We start from the raw sequence: 16,779 nt of genomic DNA on the forward strand, positions 1-16,779 counted from the left end.
CGATGGCATATACAGACAGCAACCGGGGGCGTCAAGTTTCCCCCGGCCATTCAGAAGGCCAGGCCCTGGATGCCCAGGATGGCCACCATGATGGACATGATGATGCCGCCAATGACCAGGCCCAGACCGACGATGAGCACCGGTTCGAGCAGGGTGAGCAGGCGCTTGACCGCCAGCTGCACTTCCTGGTCGTAAAGGGTGGCGATGCGGTGCAGCATCTCCTCCAGCTGGCCGGTTTCCTCGCCCAGACGGATCATCTGCAGGCCCAGACGGGGAAACACGCCGGTCTCCTCCAGGGGCGCGGCGATCCCCCTGCCCTCCCGCAGCTGTTCGGCGGCCTCGGAGACGGCCTGGACGAACACGCTGTTGGTGAGGGTGTCCCGGGTAATGGCCAAGGCACTCAGCGCCGGGACGCCGTTGCCCAGCAGGGTGCCCATGGTGCGGCTGAAACGGGCCACTTCCAGCTTGGCGACGAGATCGCCGGCCCGGGGCAGGCGCAATACCAGCCGGTCCCAGCGTCGGCGCAGGGCCGGGCTCTCCAGCACCTGGCGAAAACCCAGCAGGATCACCAGCAGGCCCAGCAGCAGTTTCCACCAGCCCTCGCGGATGAATTCGGCGGCGCCCACGGTGACACGGGTCATGGTGGGCAGGGCCTGGCCGGCGTCCTCGAACAGGTCGGTGAACTGGGGCACCACGTAGATCAGCAGCACCAGCACCGAGGCGACGGAGAGGGTGACGAGGATGGCGGGATAGATGAGGGCGGAGGTGACGGTCTGGCGCAGGGCCTCGGCCCGTTCCTGGTACTCGGCCAGGCGGTGCAGCACCGCGTCCAGGGAACCGCCGGCCTCGCCGGCGCGGATCATGTTGATGTAAAAACGGGAAAATACCGGTCCCTGGGCCTCCAGGGCCACGGACAGGGCCTCGCCGCCCCGCACCCGGGACAGTACCCGTTCCACCAGTTGCCGCTGCCGGGGGTGTTCCGCCAGATCGGCCAGCAGCACCAGGGCCCGGTCCAGGGGCAGGCCGGCCCCCAGCAGGGTGGCCAGGGAATGGGTGAGATATCCGATGTCATGGCGGGACAGGACGGCGGCCCGGGCACCCAGCAGGCGGCGGGGCCGGCCGCCCTCGCGGGTGCGCACGGGGATCTGGCCCGCCTCCTGCAGACGGCGGATCAGGGTGGCCTCGTCCGGGGCTTCCATTTCCCCTTCCACCACCTCGCCGTCGGCGGCCACGGACTTGTAATACCACAGTGCCATGGGGTCAGGCCTCCTGGGTCACGCGCAGCACCTCGTCCAGGGTGGTGTCCCCGGCCAGGCACTTGTGCAGACCATCGTCATACATGGTCACCATGCCCTCCTCCACCGCCGCCTGCTGCAGGTCGGCGGAGACGGCATGCTGCATCACCAGGCGGCGGAGACGGTCGGTCATGCGCAGCAGTTCCGCCACCGTGGTACGGCCCTGGTAGCCCACCCCCTGGCAGGCCTCGCAGCCCACCGGGCGGTAGAGGGTGAGGCCCCGGTTCCGGCCGGTGACGCGGGTCAATCCGGTCTCCCGCAGGTAGTCCGGGTCCGGTTGCCAGGGTTCACGGCAATGGGGGCACAGGCGGCGCACCAGCCGCTGGGCCAGGATGCCGTTGACGGTGGAGGTGAGCAGGTAGTCCTCCACGCCCATGTCCAGCAGCCGGTTGATGCTGCCGGCGGCGTCGTTGGTGTGCAGGGTGGAGAGCACCAGATGGCCGGTGAGGGCCGACTGCACGGCAATGCGGGCGGTTTCCAGGTCGCGCATCTCGCCGATCATGATGACGTCCGGGTCCTGGCGCACGATGGCCCGCAGGGCGGAGGCGAAGGTGAGTCCGATCTGGGACTTGGTCTGGATCTGGTTGATGCCGTCGAGCTGGTATTCCACCGGGTCTTCCACGGTGATGATCTTGCGCTCGGCGGTGTTGATGCGGTGCAGGGCCGTGTAGAGGGTGGTGGTCTTGCCGGAGCCGGTGGGACCGGTGACGAGGATGATGCCGTGGGGCTGGTCCAGCAGGGCCTGGATCCGGGCCATGATGGCGGGCTCGAACCCCAGGGCGGGGAAGTCCAGCACCACGCTGCCCTTGTCCAGCAGGCGCATGACCACGCTCTCGCCATGGAGGGTGGGCACGGTGGAGACACGCAGATCCAGTTCCCGGCCCTGGACCTGCACCTTGATGCGTCCGTCCTGGGGCAGCCGGCGCTCGGCGATGTTGAGCTTGGCCATGATCTTGACCCGGGAGATGACGGCCGGGGTGAGGCGCGCCGGGGGGCTGTCGATCTCGCGCATGACGCCGTCCACCCGGTAGCGGATGCGCAGACGATCCTCGAAGGGCTCGATGTGGATGTCCGAGGCGCGGGATTCCACCGCCCGCTGGAACAGCTGGTTCACCAGGCGGATCACCGGGGCTTCGCTGGCGATGTCCCGCAGGTGGGCCACGTCCTCGTCGCTGACTTCGTCCGCCGCCAGGTCGATGTCAGCCATGACGGCGTCGGTTTCCTGTCCGGCCTGTTCGCGGGCGGCGGCGGTGAGCCGGGCGATGGCGGCCCGGATCTCGGCGGGCACGCCCACCACCGGGTCCACCGGCAGGCCGGCGGCCAGTTGCAGGGCGCTGATCACATAGTGGTCACCCGGATCGGCCAGGGCGACCCGCAGGCGACCTTCCCGCAGGGCCACCGGGACGGCACAGACCGCTTCCAGGAAGCGGGGGGACAGTTCGATGCCGTCCACCGGCTGCGGCGGATAGTCCGCCGCGGCCAGCAGGGGGTAGCCGCCGGCCTGGGCGATCACGTCGGCCATGTCCCGCTCGCCCACGATGCCCAGGCGTACCAGCATGGCGGCCAGGCGGCCACCTTCGGTCTGCTGCAGACGCCGGGCGCGGGCCACGTCCGCCGGACGGCTCAGCCCCCGGGAGACCACCATCTCGGCGAGACGCTGTTCCTGCTGGAGTTCCTGGGCGGGAGCTGGGCTGTTCATGGGCGGCCTTGGGATTGCGGTGTGCTGCGGGGCGCCATGATAGCCGGATCAGGGGCCGGCGTCATGGTGCACCTGGGCCAGCAGCAGGCGTTCGTAATCCGCCAGCACCCGATCCCAGGTGAAGTCGGCGGCATGGCGATCCCGGCTGGCCTGCCGCATCCGCGCCAGGGTCTCCCGGTCGCCGATGAGGGCATCCAGCTGGCGGGCGCAGTCGGCCTCATCCCCGAAGTAGACGGCCCCCGGCCCGGCAACCCAGCGGTTGAAGGGGTTGTCACGGGCCAGCACCGGGGTACCCGCGCCCAGGGCCTCCACCAGGGAGGGGTTGGTGCCGCCGACGGTGTGGCCATGGAGGTAGAGGGCGGCATGGAAACGCAGTGCGGATACCCGGGCTTCGTCATAGAGGGCGCCGGGGAACAGCACCTCGGAGGAGGCGGCGCGCAGGACCCGGCGGTGGTAGGCGTTCCTGTCGGGGAGATAGCGTCCCAGCACCACCAGCCGGATGCCCCTGGGCCGGGCGGAGAAGGCGCGCACCATTTCCAGGATGGAGTTTTCCGGTTCGGGACGGGCGATGCACAGGGCATAATCGCCGGGAATCAGACCCAGTGACGCCACCGGCTCCACCGGCGCATGGGAGATGAGATCACTGCCGTAGGGGATCATGGTGATGGGTCCGGGGCGACCCCGCCGGCCCCGCAGGTGGCGTTCGATCTCCGGGTGGTCGGCAATGAGGTGGTCGCCCAGGAGACAGGCCAGCCGTTCGTTGAGGTGGAGCCAGAGTTTTTCATGGCGGCGCCACTTGCCCCGCTGCCATTCCAGCCCGTCCATGTTGATGAGATGGCGCAGCCGCCGCCAGCGATGGAGCACACCGAAACAGGCTGTGTTGTAACCCAGGGTGAGTACCAGGCCGGGACGGCGCACGGCATGGAGAATGGCCAGGGCATCGAACAGCACCGTGGCAAAAGGGCCGTCTCCCGGCACGGGGATGTGTACGGTGTGCACCCCCTGCCAGTGGCCCTCGCGGGGCCGGCCCCGGCCCCGTTCCTGGCAATAGACCGTCACCTGCCAGCCCCTGTCCGCCAAAAACGGGGCAAGGCGGGCGGCAAAGGTTTCAAACCCGCCATGACGGGCGGGTACGCCACGGATACCCAGTATCCTCAATTCCAGCGGTGGCATAGGCTGACGGCACTCCATGAGCGCGGCTCGGGTGAACAAAGACGAATTTCGGGATGGCTTCCGCACTGCAACAGATCAGGCTAAGTTACAATCCCTGCTGTTTCAGACTCGGACGGTCGTTTTGGAACTGACATGAAGTTAAAGGTTTATCGCGGAATTCTCAAAGAGCACGCGAGCCTGCTCAACGGCATCCTTCAGGCGCTGGACTGGCTGGTGGTAGTGCTGGCAGGCTGGATGGCCCACTGGATCTATCTGGGCAGCCCCTCCCTGGGCGGCGGCTATGACGGCGCGCTGCTGGTGGGCATGCTGCTCACGGCCCTGATCTTTCCCCGCTTTCATCTTTACCGGGCATGGCGAGGCGCCCCGGTCTACGAGGAACTGAGGCTGCTCACCCTGGCCTGGGGGTTCGTGGTGGTGGTACTGGCCACCCTGGCCTTCGTGGTCCAGATCGGTGAAGCCTATTCCCGCGCCTGGGCGATACTGTGGGCGACGGGTGCCTGGGTCGGCCTGGTGCTGGGCCGGATTACCCTGCGCGGCCTGCTCAACTGGATGCGTGCCCACGGTCATAACCAGCGTCTGATCGTGATCGTGGGGGAACCGGACCTGGCCCGGGACGTGGCAAGCCGCCTGTCGGCCTCCAGCTGGACGGGGCTGCGCATCGTGGGCTTCTTTTGCGACGAGGATCAGGCGACCGGACATGCCGCCAGGGATCTGCCGCTGATCGGCGACGTGGCCCAGATGCCGGAGTTTGTGCGCCGAAACAAGGTGGACCAGGTCTGGATCGCCCTGCCCCTGAAAGAGGAGGACCGTGTACGGGAGATCCTGCATCGGCTGCGGCACAGCACGGCGGACATCCGTTATGTGCCGGACCTGTTCGGCCTGCGGCTGATCAACCATTCCATCGAGGATGTGGCGGGGCTGCCGGTGCTGAACCTGTCGGTCTCCCCCATCGAAGGGGCCAACCGGGTGGTCAAGGAACTGGAGGACCGCATCCTGGCCCTGCTGGTGTTGCTGGCGTCACTGCCCCTGGTGCTGCTGATCACCATCGGGGTGAAGCTGTCCTCTCCCGGTCCGGTGATCTTCAAGCAGCGGCGGCACGGCTGGGACGGACGGGAGATCAAGGTGTACAAGTTCCGCACCATGCATCTGCACCGCAGCGACAACGGCGAGGTGGTGCAGGCAACGCCGGACGACCCCCGCGTGACGCCGTTCGGGGCCTTTCTGAGACGCACCAGCCTGGATGAGCTGCCCCAGTTCCTGAACGTGCTGCAGGGGCGGATGTCCATTGTGGGGCCCCGCCCCCATGCCCTGGCCCACAACCATTACTACATGAATCAGGTGGATCATTACATGCTGCGGCACAAGGTGAAGCCGGGCATCACCGGCTGGGCCCAGGTGAACGGCTACCGCGGGCGCACGGACACCCTTGAGAAGATGCGCAAGCGGGTGGAATATGATCTCTACTACATCGAGAACTGGTCCTTCTGGTTTGACCTGAAGATCATCTTCATGACCGTCCTGACGGTGTGGCGACAGAAGAATGCCTACTGACAGAGGCTGCGCGGACGGCACCCTCGCGGTCCTCATCTCCCTCTCCGGCGAGGGCGGCGTGGAACGCATGGTGCTGAACCTGGTCCGCGAGCTGGCGGGCATGGGCCTGTCCATTGATCTGGTGCTGATCCGCGAGGAAAGCCGGCATCTGCGGGATCTTCCGGAGAACGTCAACGTCATCCGCCTGGGCACCCGCCACAGCAGCCTCAGCATCACACCCCTGGCCCGCTATCTGCGGGAACACCGCCCTGCCCTGCTGCTGGCCGCCAAGGACCGGGCCGGCCGGGCGGCGCTCAGGGCCAAACGGCACGCCGGGGTGGATACCCGCATCTTCATCCGCCTGGGCACCACCCTGTCGGAGGCCCTGGAAGGACGTTCGGGACTGCGTAAATGGCTGCGTTACCGCCCCATGCGCCGGCTCTATCCCCTGGCGGACGGCATCATCGCGGTATCCCGGGGGGTGGCCGATGATGTGCGCGGGATTACCGGCCTGCCCGAAGACAGGGTGCATGTGGTGCGCAACCCGGTGATCACCCCTGATCTGGAAACCCTGGCCGCCGAGCCCGTTCCCCATCCCTGGCTGGCGGATGGGGGTGATCCGGTGATCATCGGCATGGGGCGACTGACCCGGCAGAAGGACTTTCCCACCTTGCTGCGGGCCTTTGCCGGGGTGCGGGGGCGGCGGCCGGCACGGTTGATCATCCTGGGGGAAGGCGGGGATCGGGAAGCCCTGACGGCCCTGGCCCGCTCACTGGGTGTGGCGGACCGGGTGCTGATGCCCGGTTTTGCCCCCAACCCCTATGCCTGGCTGAGCCGGGCGCGCCTGTTCGTGCTGTCGTCGGCCTGGGAAGGTTCTCCCAATGCCCTCACCGAGGCCATGGCACTGGGGCTGCCGGTGGTGTCCACGGACTGTCGCAGCGGACCACGGGAGATCCTGCGGGACGGGCGATACGGGCCGCTGGTGCCGGTGGGGGATGTGGCCGCCCTGGAGGATGCCATGGTCAGGACGCTGGAGGCGCCGCTGCCGGCCGATGAGATCCGGGCGGCGGTGGCGGAATATCGGGCACGGGTGAGTGCCGAGCGCTATCTGGCGGTCCTGGGGGTGGGTCCTGGGACGGGGCCTGAGCATGTCCTGAGCCGCGGGATTACCCGTCATTCCCGCGAAAGCGGGAATCCAGTGATAGACTGACAATCTTAAATTCTGGGCTCCCGCTTTCGCGGGAGTGACGGCGGAGAAAACGACAGTTGAAAAACCTCATATTCAGGCAATGCGGCAATGCAGGATGGTGGCTACCAATGCTCTTGGCCGTCGCATTGACGGGCTGGGTGGCTTCGGTTTCGGCGGGGCAGCCCGGTTCCAGAATCATCGGTGGCGAGGCAGTCAGAAGCGGCGAGATTCCCTGGCAGATCGGGGTGGTCAGGGGCCCCGAGGAGGCCAGGGATCTCTTCGCCCAGACCCAATGTGGCGGCACCCTGATCACACCCCAGTGGATCGTCTCTGCCGCCCATTGTTTCGATAACTACACCGACGAAGGCACCCTTTTCGATATCCCGTTTCCGCAAGATCTTTCTATCGTGGCGGGAATCAATGACCTCCTTCACGCCGATGCCGCCATCATCAGGAATGTGGCGCGCCTGATCATTCACCCGAATTATGATCCAGCCGGCAACGATAACGATATTGCCCTCCTTTTTGTCGAAGAGCCGGTGACATGCCCCGCCTGCCTGCCTATTGACCTGGTGACCCCCGCCAACGAAAGGATTGTGGCGGCGCCCGCCACTCTGGGTCTGATCAGTGGCTGGGGCTCCACGGGGGAACGGCAGGAAGGCTCGGAATTCATCCGCATCTTTCCCACCCTCCTGCAAAAGGCTCTGGTACCCATTCTGGACAATGCCAGTTGCATGACGGACATGCAGTACATGGATGGGGAAATCACCGACAACATGTTCTGTGCCGGTTACCAGGGCGGCGGCAGGGATACCTGTCAGGGCGACAGCGGCGGCCCTCTGGCGGTCCGTTCAAGCGATGGCACCAGTTACCTGCTGGCAGGGGTGACCAGTTGGGGAAAAGGCTGCGCCAAGCCGTACTATCCCGGTGTCTACACCCGTGTCTCCCGTTTCAGCGACTGGATCACCTTCTACACCCAGGAAGATGAGGGATCATCCCGGGGCGGTGGCGGGGCCATGTCACCGGTTGTGATCGGTCTGCTGGTACTGCTGGTACTGGGCAAGGCCCTGCTGTCGGCAGGGGCCTCCGGCGGCAGAAGGAGATCATGGAGGTCATGATGCGCGCATCAATATTCCCGACCATGGTCATGGCCCTCCTTCTGGTGAGCGGCTGTGCCGCCCACCAGAAGGAATCCGGGTCCATGCAGACAAATCCCCTGTTCAACCAGTGGCAATTGAGCATGGTGGAAGAGCAGGCCCTGCGCTGGCAGCCCGATGCACGGATCGCTCCCTTCACCCTGATCCTGACCGCAGAGGACGAGACCGCCCACGGACAGGTAGCCTGCAACCGATGGCACGGGGCGGTCAGGATCGAGGGGGCGCAACTCAGCATCGGACCGTCCCGCAGCACCCGGGCCCACTGCCTCATCGACGATCCTGCCCATCGTAGCCTGGAGCGGCGCTATCTGGCCGCCCTGCAACAGGTGTCCCGATACCATGTGGAAGCGGAGCGTCTGGTACTGGAATGGGAGAATGGGGATCGCTGGGTGTTCAGCGCCCGGTGAAACCAGGTGGGTCCGGCCATCCCGGGCCTTTTCCCTTCAATGGAAAAAGGCCCGCTATCAGGCCCGCCAAGGCACCGTAAAGGTGGGCATCGATAACCACCTCCGCCCCCATCAGCGCGGCTGTCGCACCGGCGCCGGAGGAACACTGTTCCACCACCAGCTTGAAAAGCAGCAGTGACAGCAGGGCATAGCCGGACCCGGGATGTGTTCGCACCCGGCTCCACGCCGCCGCGGCCCACATGCCGTGCAGGACGCCGGAGAGTCCCACATACCATGTGATGTCAGGGGAGAACAGCCAGAGCCCCAGGTTGACCCCCGCAGCGCTGAGGACAATTGTCAGCATCCAGCGGCTCACCGGCACCGCATCCCCCAACAGCCGCCAGATCAGCAGCAGCCCGACCCCATTCATCGCCAGATGCGCCACGCCGAGATGGGTCAGGTGAGCGGTGGCCAGCCGCCACGGCTCATGGAGGAGCAGCCCTCTCTCATACCTCAGCGCTTCCAGGTTGCCGAAGACGGCCAACAGCAGGGCAATGACCAGCATGCCCACAGGCAGGTATCCGCCGGTGAATTTTCCCCATGGGACTGCAACGGCTGGCATGGACATCGGGACGGGGAAGCGTATTGCCAACGGGGTGCGGGCGATCGTCGCTACGCAGGGCCGGCTACATGAACCGCGTGGCGGCAATGACCAGCCCGGCGCTGGTGGCAATGAAACCGACCAGCCACAGGAAATGACGGTCGTGGCGCCGGAGCATCTCGTCGAAGCGCCTGTCCACCTGCTCGAAGCGGCTCTCTACCTGTTCGAAACGCTTGTCCATCTGCTCCAGACGCTTGTCGATCAGACCAAGATGCTTGTCCACCTGGTCAAGACGCTTTTCCACCTGGTCAAGACGCTTTTCCACCTGGTCAAGACGCTTTTCCACCTGGTCCAAGCGCCTTTCCATTTGTTCGAAGCGCCGGTCCATCTGGGCAAAGCCTTCGCGCATCAGCTCCCGCTGGTGTTTGAGTTCCTCTTCCACGCGCACCATGCGTTCACGCAGTTCGATTTCGTACACAACAGGGGGCTTGCCCAGGCTCTGCTCGGCCAGCCATTGGCTGAGATTGGCCTTGATGAACTGTTCAAGCTGCTCAAGATCGCTTTGGGCCAGGGCCATGGGAGGTCTCCTTGACAGGGGTTCATATTTCCGCATCCCGAGGTCCATGATGGAGGCGTCGCGCAAACGGGTCAATGTCGGGCGGGCGCTTGCTGGTGGCCCCCTTTGGTTACTTTTAGATCCCCTGGGGCATAGAATGTCCTGTTCGCAACTTCAGATCCAATCCAGGACCTTCATTCTCCATGCTCCTGTCCCTGAAACACAACTTCCTTTTCGTACACATCGCCAAAACCGGCGGCACCAGCGTGCGGGCAACCCTGTCGAAATACCGCTACCAGGGTCCCTGGGGCGTGCCCATGTTCCTCGCCAACAAGCTGGACCAGATGTCCGGGCATCGCATCGGCACCAAGTTTCCCCGTCATGCCAAGGCCATTGCCGCCCGGGAGATGCTGCCGGCGGAGCTCTATGACAGGCTGTTCAAGTTCGTGTTCGTGCGCAACCCCTGGGACCTGCAGGTGAGCTCGTTCTTTCATATCCGCAAGGAACGGCCCCATGTCCTGGAAGGGGTGGAGACCTTCGAGCAATTTGTCAGGCTGAAATTCGATCCGGAGCGCCCCTGGAACTACATGCTGGACACGTCACGGGAACTGCAGCGGGATTATGTGGTGGATCTGCGGGGGGACCGGATCGTGGACTTCATCGGCCATTACGAGTCCCTGCAGGAGGATTTCGACACCATCTGTGACCGCATCGGCATCCCCCGGGTCGCCCTGCCCCACCGGCGCAAGGCGGAGGGGCGGGACGACTTCCGTCGCTACTACACCGACGAGACGGCCCGGATGGTGGGGGAACACTACCGGGAGGATATCGAGATGTTCGGCTACCGGTTCGATGGCTGAATCCAGGCAGTTTTCCCTCAGGCCACATTGCGCCGGCGCTCCGCCAGCATGATCAGGCGCCGGTAGAACAGGGCAACGTCCTCGCTGATGCGGTCCACGTCGTACTGGCGGGCAAACCGGCGGGCCTGGGCCGACAGCCGGGCCCGCAGCACCGAGTCCTCCAACAGCGCCTGCAACCGCCCCCCCCATTCGGCGGGATGCTCGCCGGTCTTGTAGCCGTTGATGTCGTTCTGCACCACGTCGTCGATCCCGCTGGAGCGCAACGCCACCACCGGCAGACCGGCCGCCATGGCCTCCAGGATCACCATGCCCTGGGTCTCCGCCTGGGAGGCAAAGACGAAGACATCGGCCAGATGGTAGTAATCGGCCACCGCGCCGGGGGGCACGGCGCCCACCAGGGTCACGGTATCCGACAGGCCCAGTTCCCGGCAGCGCTGCTCCAGATGGCCCCGCTCGGGTCCTTCTCCGATGATCAGGAGGCGGAAGGGGATCGTCGAATGGCGGCGCACCCAGGCCACGCCCTGAAGCAGGAAATCAATGTTCTTCTCCTTGCTCAGGCGGGACACGGTCACCAGCAGCAATTCATCCGCCGGGGCATGGCGGCGGCGCAGCCGGTCCACCCGGTCTTTGTCCACCGTCTGCAGGGCCTTCACATCCACGCCGGTGGGCTTCACCAGGATCTGTGAACGCACCCCGATCACGTGCAGATATTCTTCCGCGGACAGGGTGGGCACGATCACGCCGTCGCACTTGCTGCCGAACCGTTCCACCAGGTAGTGGGAAATGAGGTTCCTGAACAGCATCCCCGGCACCGGCACATAGTGGGCGAAATGCTCCAGGCGGGTATGGTAGGTGTAGACCACGGGCACCTTCAGCCTCCGCCCCAGCCACAACCCCAGGGACCCCAGCCAGAAGGGATGGTGGACATGGATGATGTCCGGTCTGAAGGCCCTCGCTTCACGGAACAGCCGGGGCGACAGGAGATTGGCCAGCCGGAAAGATCCGCCCTCGCCCCAGGCCAGCAACGTCGATACCCGCAGCACCCGGGGGTCCGTCTCCACCCCCTCCCCGTAGCGGGGGGCCACCACCCTCACCAGGGCACCGCCCCGGGTCAGGCCGTCCACCAGGCGCTGAATGGAGATGGGCACCCCGCCGATGAAGGGCAGATAATTATTGGTGAACATCATCACCCGCGGAGGCCGGGTGGCGGGAGGCACATCCTCTAGCTCGAAATCCCGGTAGTAATTTTTCTCCACGAAGATGGCCCGGTAGAGCCGGATCGCCACCAGGATCACCACGCACACCAGCAGCAGGAAATTGACATAGCCCACATAGAACAGGGAATGGATGATGAACCAGAGGTTTTCCAGCAGGCGCAGGGCCTGGTTCTGCACCGGGTCCACGGGGACCGCCCTGATGTCCACCCCTTCGGGCCCCACATCCACCCGCACGAAATGGTGGTAGCTGGCTTCGTCGCCGGACAACAGGCCGCCGCCGCCCCCGGTCACCACGAACTGGGTGCCATCACGGAACCGGCGGTCATAGACGGGCAGCGAAGCCGAAAACACCGCATCCACCCCATAGCGCTCGAACAGGCGCAACAGGTCCGACCTGAACGCCGGGTGTTCGGAGAGATTGAAGGCGTCGGGGTCGTGCATGATCTGCTCGGGCAGGACGGGCTCGCCCAGGAAGACGAACAGGTGCCGCACCGTCCGCGACAAACTCTCCAGTTCCCCTTCCAGCCAGCGCCGCTGCCAGGAATGGGGGGTCTTGCCGGTCACGTCCAGGAAGATGAAACCGGCCTCGCCCACGGAAAAGGAGAAAAAGTAGGGGCCGAAGTAGTCATAGAAACGGAAACTGCCGAACTCACTGTGTTCGGCCTCGCCGAAGGTCAGCAGATAGGGGATCTGTAACCGCCCCAGGGTGCCGTACAGGGCCTGGTAGTTGTCTTCTCCGCCGCCGCCGACCGCATTGCCCGCCGAAATCATGAACTGTAGATCGGAACGATTGAGTACGGGGATCATGCGCCGCTCGAACAATCCGATGGAGTTGTTGATGTTTCCCACCACGGCGAAGCTGAAGGCCTCCCGCCCGGCCAGGGTGGCCTCGATTCGCTCCAGTTGCTCCACGTGAAGGGCCTCGAAACCGGCCTTGAAAAAACTCAGATAGAGCTTGTAGCCCACCAGCAGGATGAGCAGGCACAGAACGATGAAAAAGGCGATGCCGAGGGTGCGCTTACGTGGGTTCACGGCGGGAAAGATCCTTGCGGAACAGGTGCAGCAGATCCCGGTGAAGGATGACCAAACCGACGATCATGCCCAGATAGATGGTGAGAAAGCGCCAGGCCAGAACCACCAGCAGCAGGTGCCCACCCGCCACCAGTCCGGAAAAAAAGTGCCCGAAACTGCCTTCGGCGATCCCCGACGCCCCCGGCGTGGGGGCGAAGTAGCTGATGAATGTGGTCACCACTTGAATGGCCAGCACCTGAAGGTAGTCCACGTCGTAACCCAGGGCATGGAGCAGGATGACGGGAAACGAAAACAGCACCACCAGAAAGACCAGGGTGCTGAACACCGCCATCAGGGGAAAACGGTGGCCTCGCGCCAGAAAGCCCCGGAAACCATGGCGCAGGCGGATCAGTTCGCGGCGCATCCGGTAGTGCCAGCGCCGCTGTCCGGCCGGCTGGATGAGACCACCGGTCGCCAGTAGCCCCAGCAGGGCATCCAGGGGGCGGGCCAGCAGCCGGGTGTGAAAAATGCAGATCCACAGGAAGCCCAGGTAGAGGAAGATGAACACCCCCAGGGCAAGGGCCAGCGCAGTGCTCCAGGCCACCTTGTCGGCCACCGAGGGGACCGCCATCAGGACCAGGGGAACCGCCGCAAAGATCATCACCATGGCCAGGGTGGTACGGATGGTGGTGGCGGCGGTGGCGGTACCCAGAGGCATGCCCGCCTGCCGCAGATACAGTACCTGCACAAAGCCCCCGCCGGTGGCCAGGGGCGTGATATTGGAGACAAAAAGGTTCACGAACACCAGGCGGGTCATGCACCCGAACCCCGGCCGGTAACCCAGGGCGCGAACGGTGAAATAGAGCCGCAGGCCATCGGTCAAAAAGTATAAAAACAGCAAAAGCGTGCAAAAGGCCAGGATCTGCGGGGAAAACAGCCGGGGATCCAGCTGTACGGGGGTATCGTCGAAAAGGAGGTAGACCAGCCCGGCCCCGGCCAGGGTGAAGAGGATGAACAGGGAGGCAAAGGCCCGCAGACGCCGCTTTTCAAAGAGGCGGGACAGGCGATCAAGAGGGGGTGCGGACATGGCGGCATCCAGATGGCTACGCGGTCTCCTTCCTCCCGGCGGGAGAAGGGTGACAGGCACCGTTTCTCCAGGCACCGTTTCTCCACGGGGAGGAAGGAGAGTAACCGGATCTTACGGCGCCAGATAGCCCCCGTTGCGAATATGCTCCACGATCAGGTCCGCCGCCGCTTCCGGGGTCATGCGGGTGGTGTCCACATGGATCTCCGGTGACTCGGGGCGTTCATAGGGCGAGTCGATGCCGGTGAAGTTCTTCAGTTCTCCCCGCCGGGCCTTGCGATAAAGCCCCTTGGGGTCACGGGCCTCCGCTGCTTCCAGGGGGGTGTCCACGAAGATTTCCAGGAACTCGCCGTCCTTGAGCAGTTCCCGGGCCATCTGCCGTTCCGAGCGGAAGGGGGAGATGAAGGCGGTGAGCACGATCAGGCCCGCGTCCACCATCAGACGGGCCACCTCCCCCACCCGGCGGATGTTCTCCACCCGGTCCGCATCGGTGAAACCCAGATCCTTGTTCAGGCCGTGACGGATATTGTCTCCGTCCAGCAGGTAGGTATGGCGCCCTTCCGCGTGCAGCTTCTTCTCCACCAGGTTGGCGATGGTGGACTTGCCCGCCCCCGACAGGCCGGTGAACCAGAGCACGCAGGGCCGCTGCCCCTTGAGTCGGGCATGGGCCTCCTGATTGATGTCCACCGGCTGCAGATGGATGTTCTGGGAACGGCGCAGGGCAAAGTGGATCAGCCCCGCCGCCACGGTGTTGTTGCTCAGGCGATCGATGAGGATGAAACCGCCGGTGTCCCGATTGTCCGTGTAGGGGTCAAAGGCCACCGGCCGGTCCAGGCTGATGTTGCAGACCCCGATGGCGTTGAGTTCCAGCTTTTTCGCCGCCGTGTGTTCCAGGGTGTTCACGTTGACCTGATACTTGATGGTGGTGACCGAGGCGGTGACGGTGCGGGTACCCAGCTTGAGCAGATACTGGCGACCCGGCAACAGGGGTTCGTCGTGCATCCAGATCAGGGTGGTCTCGAACTGGTCCGCCGTCCCCGCCGGTTCCCGGGCGGCGGAAATCATGTCGCCCCGGGAGATGTCGATCTCGTCGGTGAGGGTGAGGGTCACGGACTGACCGGCCACCGCCTGTTCCAGGTCACCGTCCCGGGTGACGATGCGGGCCACGGTGCTCTCCTTGCCCGAGGGCTGGACCCGGATGCGGTCGCCGGGACGCACCACGCCGCCGGCCAGGGTGCCGGCATAGCCGCGAAAATCCAGGTTGGGACGGTTGACCCATTGCACCGGCAGGCGCAAGGGCGCCGCCTGCATGCGGTCCTCGTCGATCTCCACCGTTTCCAGATAGCCCATGAGGGTGGGGCCGCGATACCAGTCCATGTTGGGGCTGGGGCTGACGATGTTGTCGCCCTTGAAGGCGGAGACCGGGATGAAGGTCACCGCCTCCACGCCGATCTGTCGGGCGAAGGCCTCGTAGTCGTCGCGGATGCGGCGATAGACCTGCTCGGAATAATCCACCAGGTCCATCTTGTTGATGGCCACCACGATGGCGCGGATGCCCAGCAGGGACACCAGATAGCTGTGGCGCCGGGTCTGGGTAAGGATGCCCTTGCGGGCGTCCACCATCAGGATGGCGGCATCGGCGGTGGAGGCGCCGGTGACCATGTTGCGGGTGTACTGCTCATGCCCCGGGGTGTCGGCGACGATGAACTTGCGCCGGTCGGTGGAGAAGAAGCGGTAGGCCACGTCGATGGTGATGCCCTGCTCCCGCTCCGCCGCCAGGCCGTCCACCAGCAGGGCGAAGTCGATCTCCTCCCCCTGGGTACCCCAGCGGCGGGAGTCGGCCTGCAGGGCGGCCAGGTGATCCTCGAACAGCATCTGGGATTCATACAGCAGGCGCCCGATGAGGGTACTCTTGCCGTCGTCCACGCTGCCGCAGGTGATGAAGCGCAGCAACCCCTTGTGCTGGTGCAGGTGCAGGTATTGCTCGATGTCGTCGGCAATCAGATCGGAAACGTGAGCCATCAGAAGTAACCCTCCTGTTTCTTCTTTTCCATGGAGGCGGCGCTGTCGTGGTCGATGACCCGGCCCTGGCGTTCGGAGGTGCGGGTGAGCAGCATCTCCTGGATGATGGCCGGCAGGGTGTCGGCGGTGGACTCCACGGCCCCGGTGAGGGGGTAGCAACCCAGGGTGCGGAAGCGCACGCTGCGCAGCATGGGGGTCTCGCCCGGGTTCAGGGGCATGCGGTCGTCATCCACCATGATGAGGGTGCCGTTGCGCTCCACCACCGGACGCATGGCGGAAAAATACAACGGGACAATGGGGATGTTCTCCAGGTGGATGTACTGCCAGATGTCCAGCTCGGTCCAGTTGGACAGGGGGAAGACGCGGATGGACTCCCCCGGGTGCTTGCGGGCGTTGTAGAGCTTCCACAGTTCCGGGCGCTGGTTCTTGGGGTCCCAGCGATGCTGGGCGGTGCGGAAGGAGAACACCCGCTCCTTGGCCCGGGATTTTTCCTCGTCACGCCGGGCGCCGCCGAAGGCCACGTCGAAGCCGTAATGGTCCAGGGCCTGCTTGAGGGCTTCGGTTTTCATGATGTCGGTGTGGATGGCGGAACCGTGGGTGAAGGGGTTGATGTCCTTCTCCACGCCATCCGGGTTGATGTGCACCAGCAGGTCCAGCCCCAGTTCCCTGGCCATGCGGTCGCGGAAGGCGTACATCTCGCGGAATTTCCAGCGGGTGTCCACGTGCAGCAGGGGGAACGGCGGCACGGAGGGATGAAAGGCCTTCATGGCCAGGTGCAGCATCACGGCGCTGTCCTTGCCGATGGAGTAGAGCATCACCGGGTTGTCGGCCTCGGCGGCCACTTCCCGCATGATGTGGATGCTTTCCGCTTCCAGGCGTTGCAGGTGGGTCAGGGTCATGGGCTGGTGTGGTTCTCTGGCCTTGGTTGAATGGGTTGTAAACAGGGTGCTGCTTACCCTTCGGGAGATGGATGCTTCATCAAACAGCGATTTCAGTCAC

Annotated in this window: 14 protein-coding genes; 5 read left to right on the forward strand and 9 right to left on the reverse strand. The window is 64.9% G+C overall.

The genetic code is table 11. The features are described 5' to 3' along the window. Window positions 1–50: 50 nt before the first annotated feature. From CKO35_RS04765 to CKO35_RS04775, 3 genes are read right to left on the reverse strand one after another with little or no spacing between them, the layout of a single operon-like run. Window positions 51–1,256, reverse strand: coding sequence for a type II secretion system F family protein (locus CKO35_RS04765; protein WP_200173170.1), 1,206 nt, complete (start codon window positions 1,254–1,256; stop codon window positions 51–53). Between the two features lie 4 nt (window positions 1,257–1,260). Continuing rightward, the gene (gene gspE / locus CKO35_RS04770; protein ID WP_200173171.1) at window positions 1,261–2,994 is read right to left on the reverse strand and encodes a type II secretion system ATPase GspE; all 1,734 of its coding nucleotides are present in this window, start codon (window positions 2,992–2,994) and stop codon (window positions 1,261–1,263) included. A gap of 48 nt (window positions 2,995–3,042) precedes the next feature. Beyond that, a complete protein-coding gene (locus CKO35_RS04775) occupies window positions 3,043–4,167 on the reverse strand; it encodes a DUF1972 domain-containing protein (protein ID WP_200173173.1) in 1,125 nt (374 codons plus the stop codon). A gap of 132 nt (window positions 4,168–4,299) precedes the next feature. Between CKO35_RS04775 and CKO35_RS04780 the strand changes: the two genes are divergently transcribed. The 4 genes from CKO35_RS04780 to CKO35_RS04795 all read left to right on the forward strand — a co-directional run bounded on the left by CKO35_RS04780 (window position 4,300) and on the right by CKO35_RS04795 (window position 8,450). After that, window positions 4,300–5,718, forward strand: coding sequence for an undecaprenyl-phosphate glucose phosphotransferase (locus tag CKO35_RS04780; RefSeq protein ID WP_200173175.1), 1,419 nt, complete (start codon window positions 4,300–4,302; stop codon window positions 5,716–5,718). Further along, the gene (locus CKO35_RS04785; protein WP_242467022.1) at window positions 5,708–6,907 is read left to right on the forward strand and encodes a glycosyltransferase; all 1,200 of its coding nucleotides are present in this window, start codon (window positions 5,708–5,710) and stop codon (window positions 6,905–6,907) included. The genes CKO35_RS04780 and CKO35_RS04785 overlap by 11 nt, the downstream gene beginning before the upstream one ends. 107 nt (window positions 6,908–7,014) lie before the next feature. Beyond that, window positions 7,015–8,004 carry a S1 family serine peptidase gene (locus CKO35_RS04790; RefSeq protein ID WP_200173177.1) on the forward strand — a complete coding sequence of 330 codons (990 nt, stop codon included), beginning with the start codon at window positions 7,015–7,017 and terminating at the stop codon, window positions 8,002–8,004. Beyond that, window positions 8,001–8,450 carry an META domain-containing protein gene (locus CKO35_RS04795; RefSeq protein WP_200173179.1) on the forward strand — a complete coding sequence of 150 codons (450 nt, stop codon included), beginning with the start codon at window positions 8,001–8,003 and terminating at the stop codon, window positions 8,448–8,450. The genes CKO35_RS04790 and CKO35_RS04795 overlap by 4 nt, the downstream gene beginning before the upstream one ends. On the opposite strand, the gene rrtA is transcribed toward CKO35_RS04795, so the two are convergent. Both rrtA and CKO35_RS04805 read right to left on the reverse strand, forming a co-directional pair. After that, window positions 8,437–8,994 (reverse strand): rhombosortase, encoded by a 558-nt coding sequence (rrtA, locus tag CKO35_RS04800; RefSeq protein WP_200173181.1) that lies wholly within the window; start codon window positions 8,992–8,994, stop codon window positions 8,437–8,439. The genes CKO35_RS04795 and rrtA overlap by 14 nt on opposite strands. 121 nt (window positions 8,995–9,115) lie before the next feature. Further along, window positions 9,116–9,607 carry a hypothetical protein gene (locus tag CKO35_RS04805; RefSeq protein ID WP_200173183.1) on the reverse strand — a complete coding sequence of 164 codons (492 nt, stop codon included), beginning with the start codon at window positions 9,605–9,607 and terminating at the stop codon, window positions 9,116–9,118. A gap of 182 nt (window positions 9,608–9,789) precedes the next feature. Here CKO35_RS04805 and CKO35_RS04810 point away from each other — a divergent pair, with 182 nt between their 5' ends. Then, window positions 9,790–10,446 (forward strand): sulfotransferase family 2 domain-containing protein, encoded by a 657-nt coding sequence (locus tag CKO35_RS04810; RefSeq protein ID WP_200173185.1) that lies wholly within the window; start codon window positions 9,790–9,792, stop codon window positions 10,444–10,446. A gap of 17 nt (window positions 10,447–10,463) precedes the next feature. Here the strand turns inward: CKO35_RS04810 and CKO35_RS18320 are convergent, their stop codons facing one another. The 4 genes from CKO35_RS18320 to cysD form a co-directional block, all read right to left on the reverse strand. Continuing rightward, a complete protein-coding gene (locus tag CKO35_RS18320) occupies window positions 10,464–12,695 on the reverse strand; it encodes a glycosyltransferase (protein WP_200173187.1) in 2,232 nt (743 codons plus the stop codon). Then, entirely contained in the window at window positions 12,682–13,761 is a 1,080-nt protein-coding gene (locus tag CKO35_RS04820; protein ID WP_200173189.1) for a lysylphosphatidylglycerol synthase transmembrane domain-containing protein, read from the reverse strand. Before CKO35_RS04820 ends, CKO35_RS18320 begins: the two co-directional genes overlap by 14 nt. Before the next feature lie 111 nt (window positions 13,762–13,872). Next, entirely contained in the window at window positions 13,873–15,780 is a 1,908-nt protein-coding gene (gene cysN / locus CKO35_RS04825; RefSeq protein ID WP_200173191.1) for a sulfate adenylyltransferase subunit CysN, read from the reverse strand. After that, window positions 15,780–16,724, reverse strand: a complete 945-nt coding sequence (gene cysD, locus CKO35_RS04830; RefSeq protein ID WP_274600794.1) for a sulfate adenylyltransferase subunit CysD — start codon at window positions 16,722–16,724, stop codon at window positions 15,780–15,782. Before cysD ends, cysN begins: the two co-directional genes overlap by 1 nt. Between the last annotated feature and the right edge of the window lie 55 nt (window positions 16,725–16,779).

The sequence above is a fragment of the Ectothiorhodospira shaposhnikovii genome, assembly GCF_016584105.1.
Lineage (GTDB): Bacteria > Pseudomonadota > Gammaproteobacteria > Ectothiorhodospirales > Ectothiorhodospiraceae > Ectothiorhodospira > Ectothiorhodospira shaposhnikovii.

What these genes read in the sequence shown, in the direction of transcription:
- CKO35_RS04765 (WP_200173170.1), bottom strand. Translation starts at nt 1,256, where the DNA reads ATGGCACTGTGGTATTACAAGTCCGTGGCCGCCGACGGCGAGGTGGTG.
- gspE (WP_200173171.1), bottom strand. Translation starts at nt 2,994, where the DNA reads ATGAACAGCCCAGCTCCCGCCCAGGAACTCCAGCAGGAACAGCGTCTC.
- CKO35_RS04775 (WP_200173173.1), bottom strand. Translation starts at nt 4,167, where the DNA reads ATGCCACCGCTGGAATTGAGGATACTGGGTATCCGTGGCGTACCCGCC.
- CKO35_RS04780 (WP_200173175.1), top strand. Translation starts at nt 4,300, where the DNA reads ATGAAGTTAAAGGTTTATCGCGGAATTCTCAAAGAGCACGCGAGCCTG.
- CKO35_RS04785 (WP_242467022.1), top strand. Translation starts at nt 5,708, where the DNA reads ATGCCTACTGACAGAGGCTGCGCGGACGGCACCCTCGCGGTCCTCATC.
- CKO35_RS04790 (WP_200173177.1), top strand. Translation starts at nt 7,015, where the DNA reads ATGCTCTTGGCCGTCGCATTGACGGGCTGGGTGGCTTCGGTTTCGGCG.
- CKO35_RS04795 (WP_200173179.1), top strand. Translation starts at nt 8,001, where the DNA reads ATGATGCGCGCATCAATATTCCCGACCATGGTCATGGCCCTCCTTCTG.
- rrtA (WP_200173181.1), bottom strand. Translation starts at nt 8,994, where the DNA reads ATGCTGGTCATTGCCCTGCTGTTGGCCGTCTTCGGCAACCTGGAAGCG.
- CKO35_RS04805 (WP_200173183.1), bottom strand. Translation starts at nt 9,607, where the DNA reads ATGGCCCTGGCCCAAAGCGATCTTGAGCAGCTTGAACAGTTCATCAAG.
- CKO35_RS04810 (WP_200173185.1), top strand. Translation starts at nt 9,790, where the DNA reads ATGCTCCTGTCCCTGAAACACAACTTCCTTTTCGTACACATCGCCAAA.
- CKO35_RS04820 (WP_200173189.1), bottom strand. Translation starts at nt 13,761, where the DNA reads ATGTCCGCACCCCCTCTTGATCGCCTGTCCCGCCTCTTTGAAAAGCGG.
- cysN (WP_200173191.1), bottom strand. Translation starts at nt 15,780, where the DNA reads ATGGCTCACGTTTCCGATCTGATTGCCGACGACATCGAGCAATACCTG.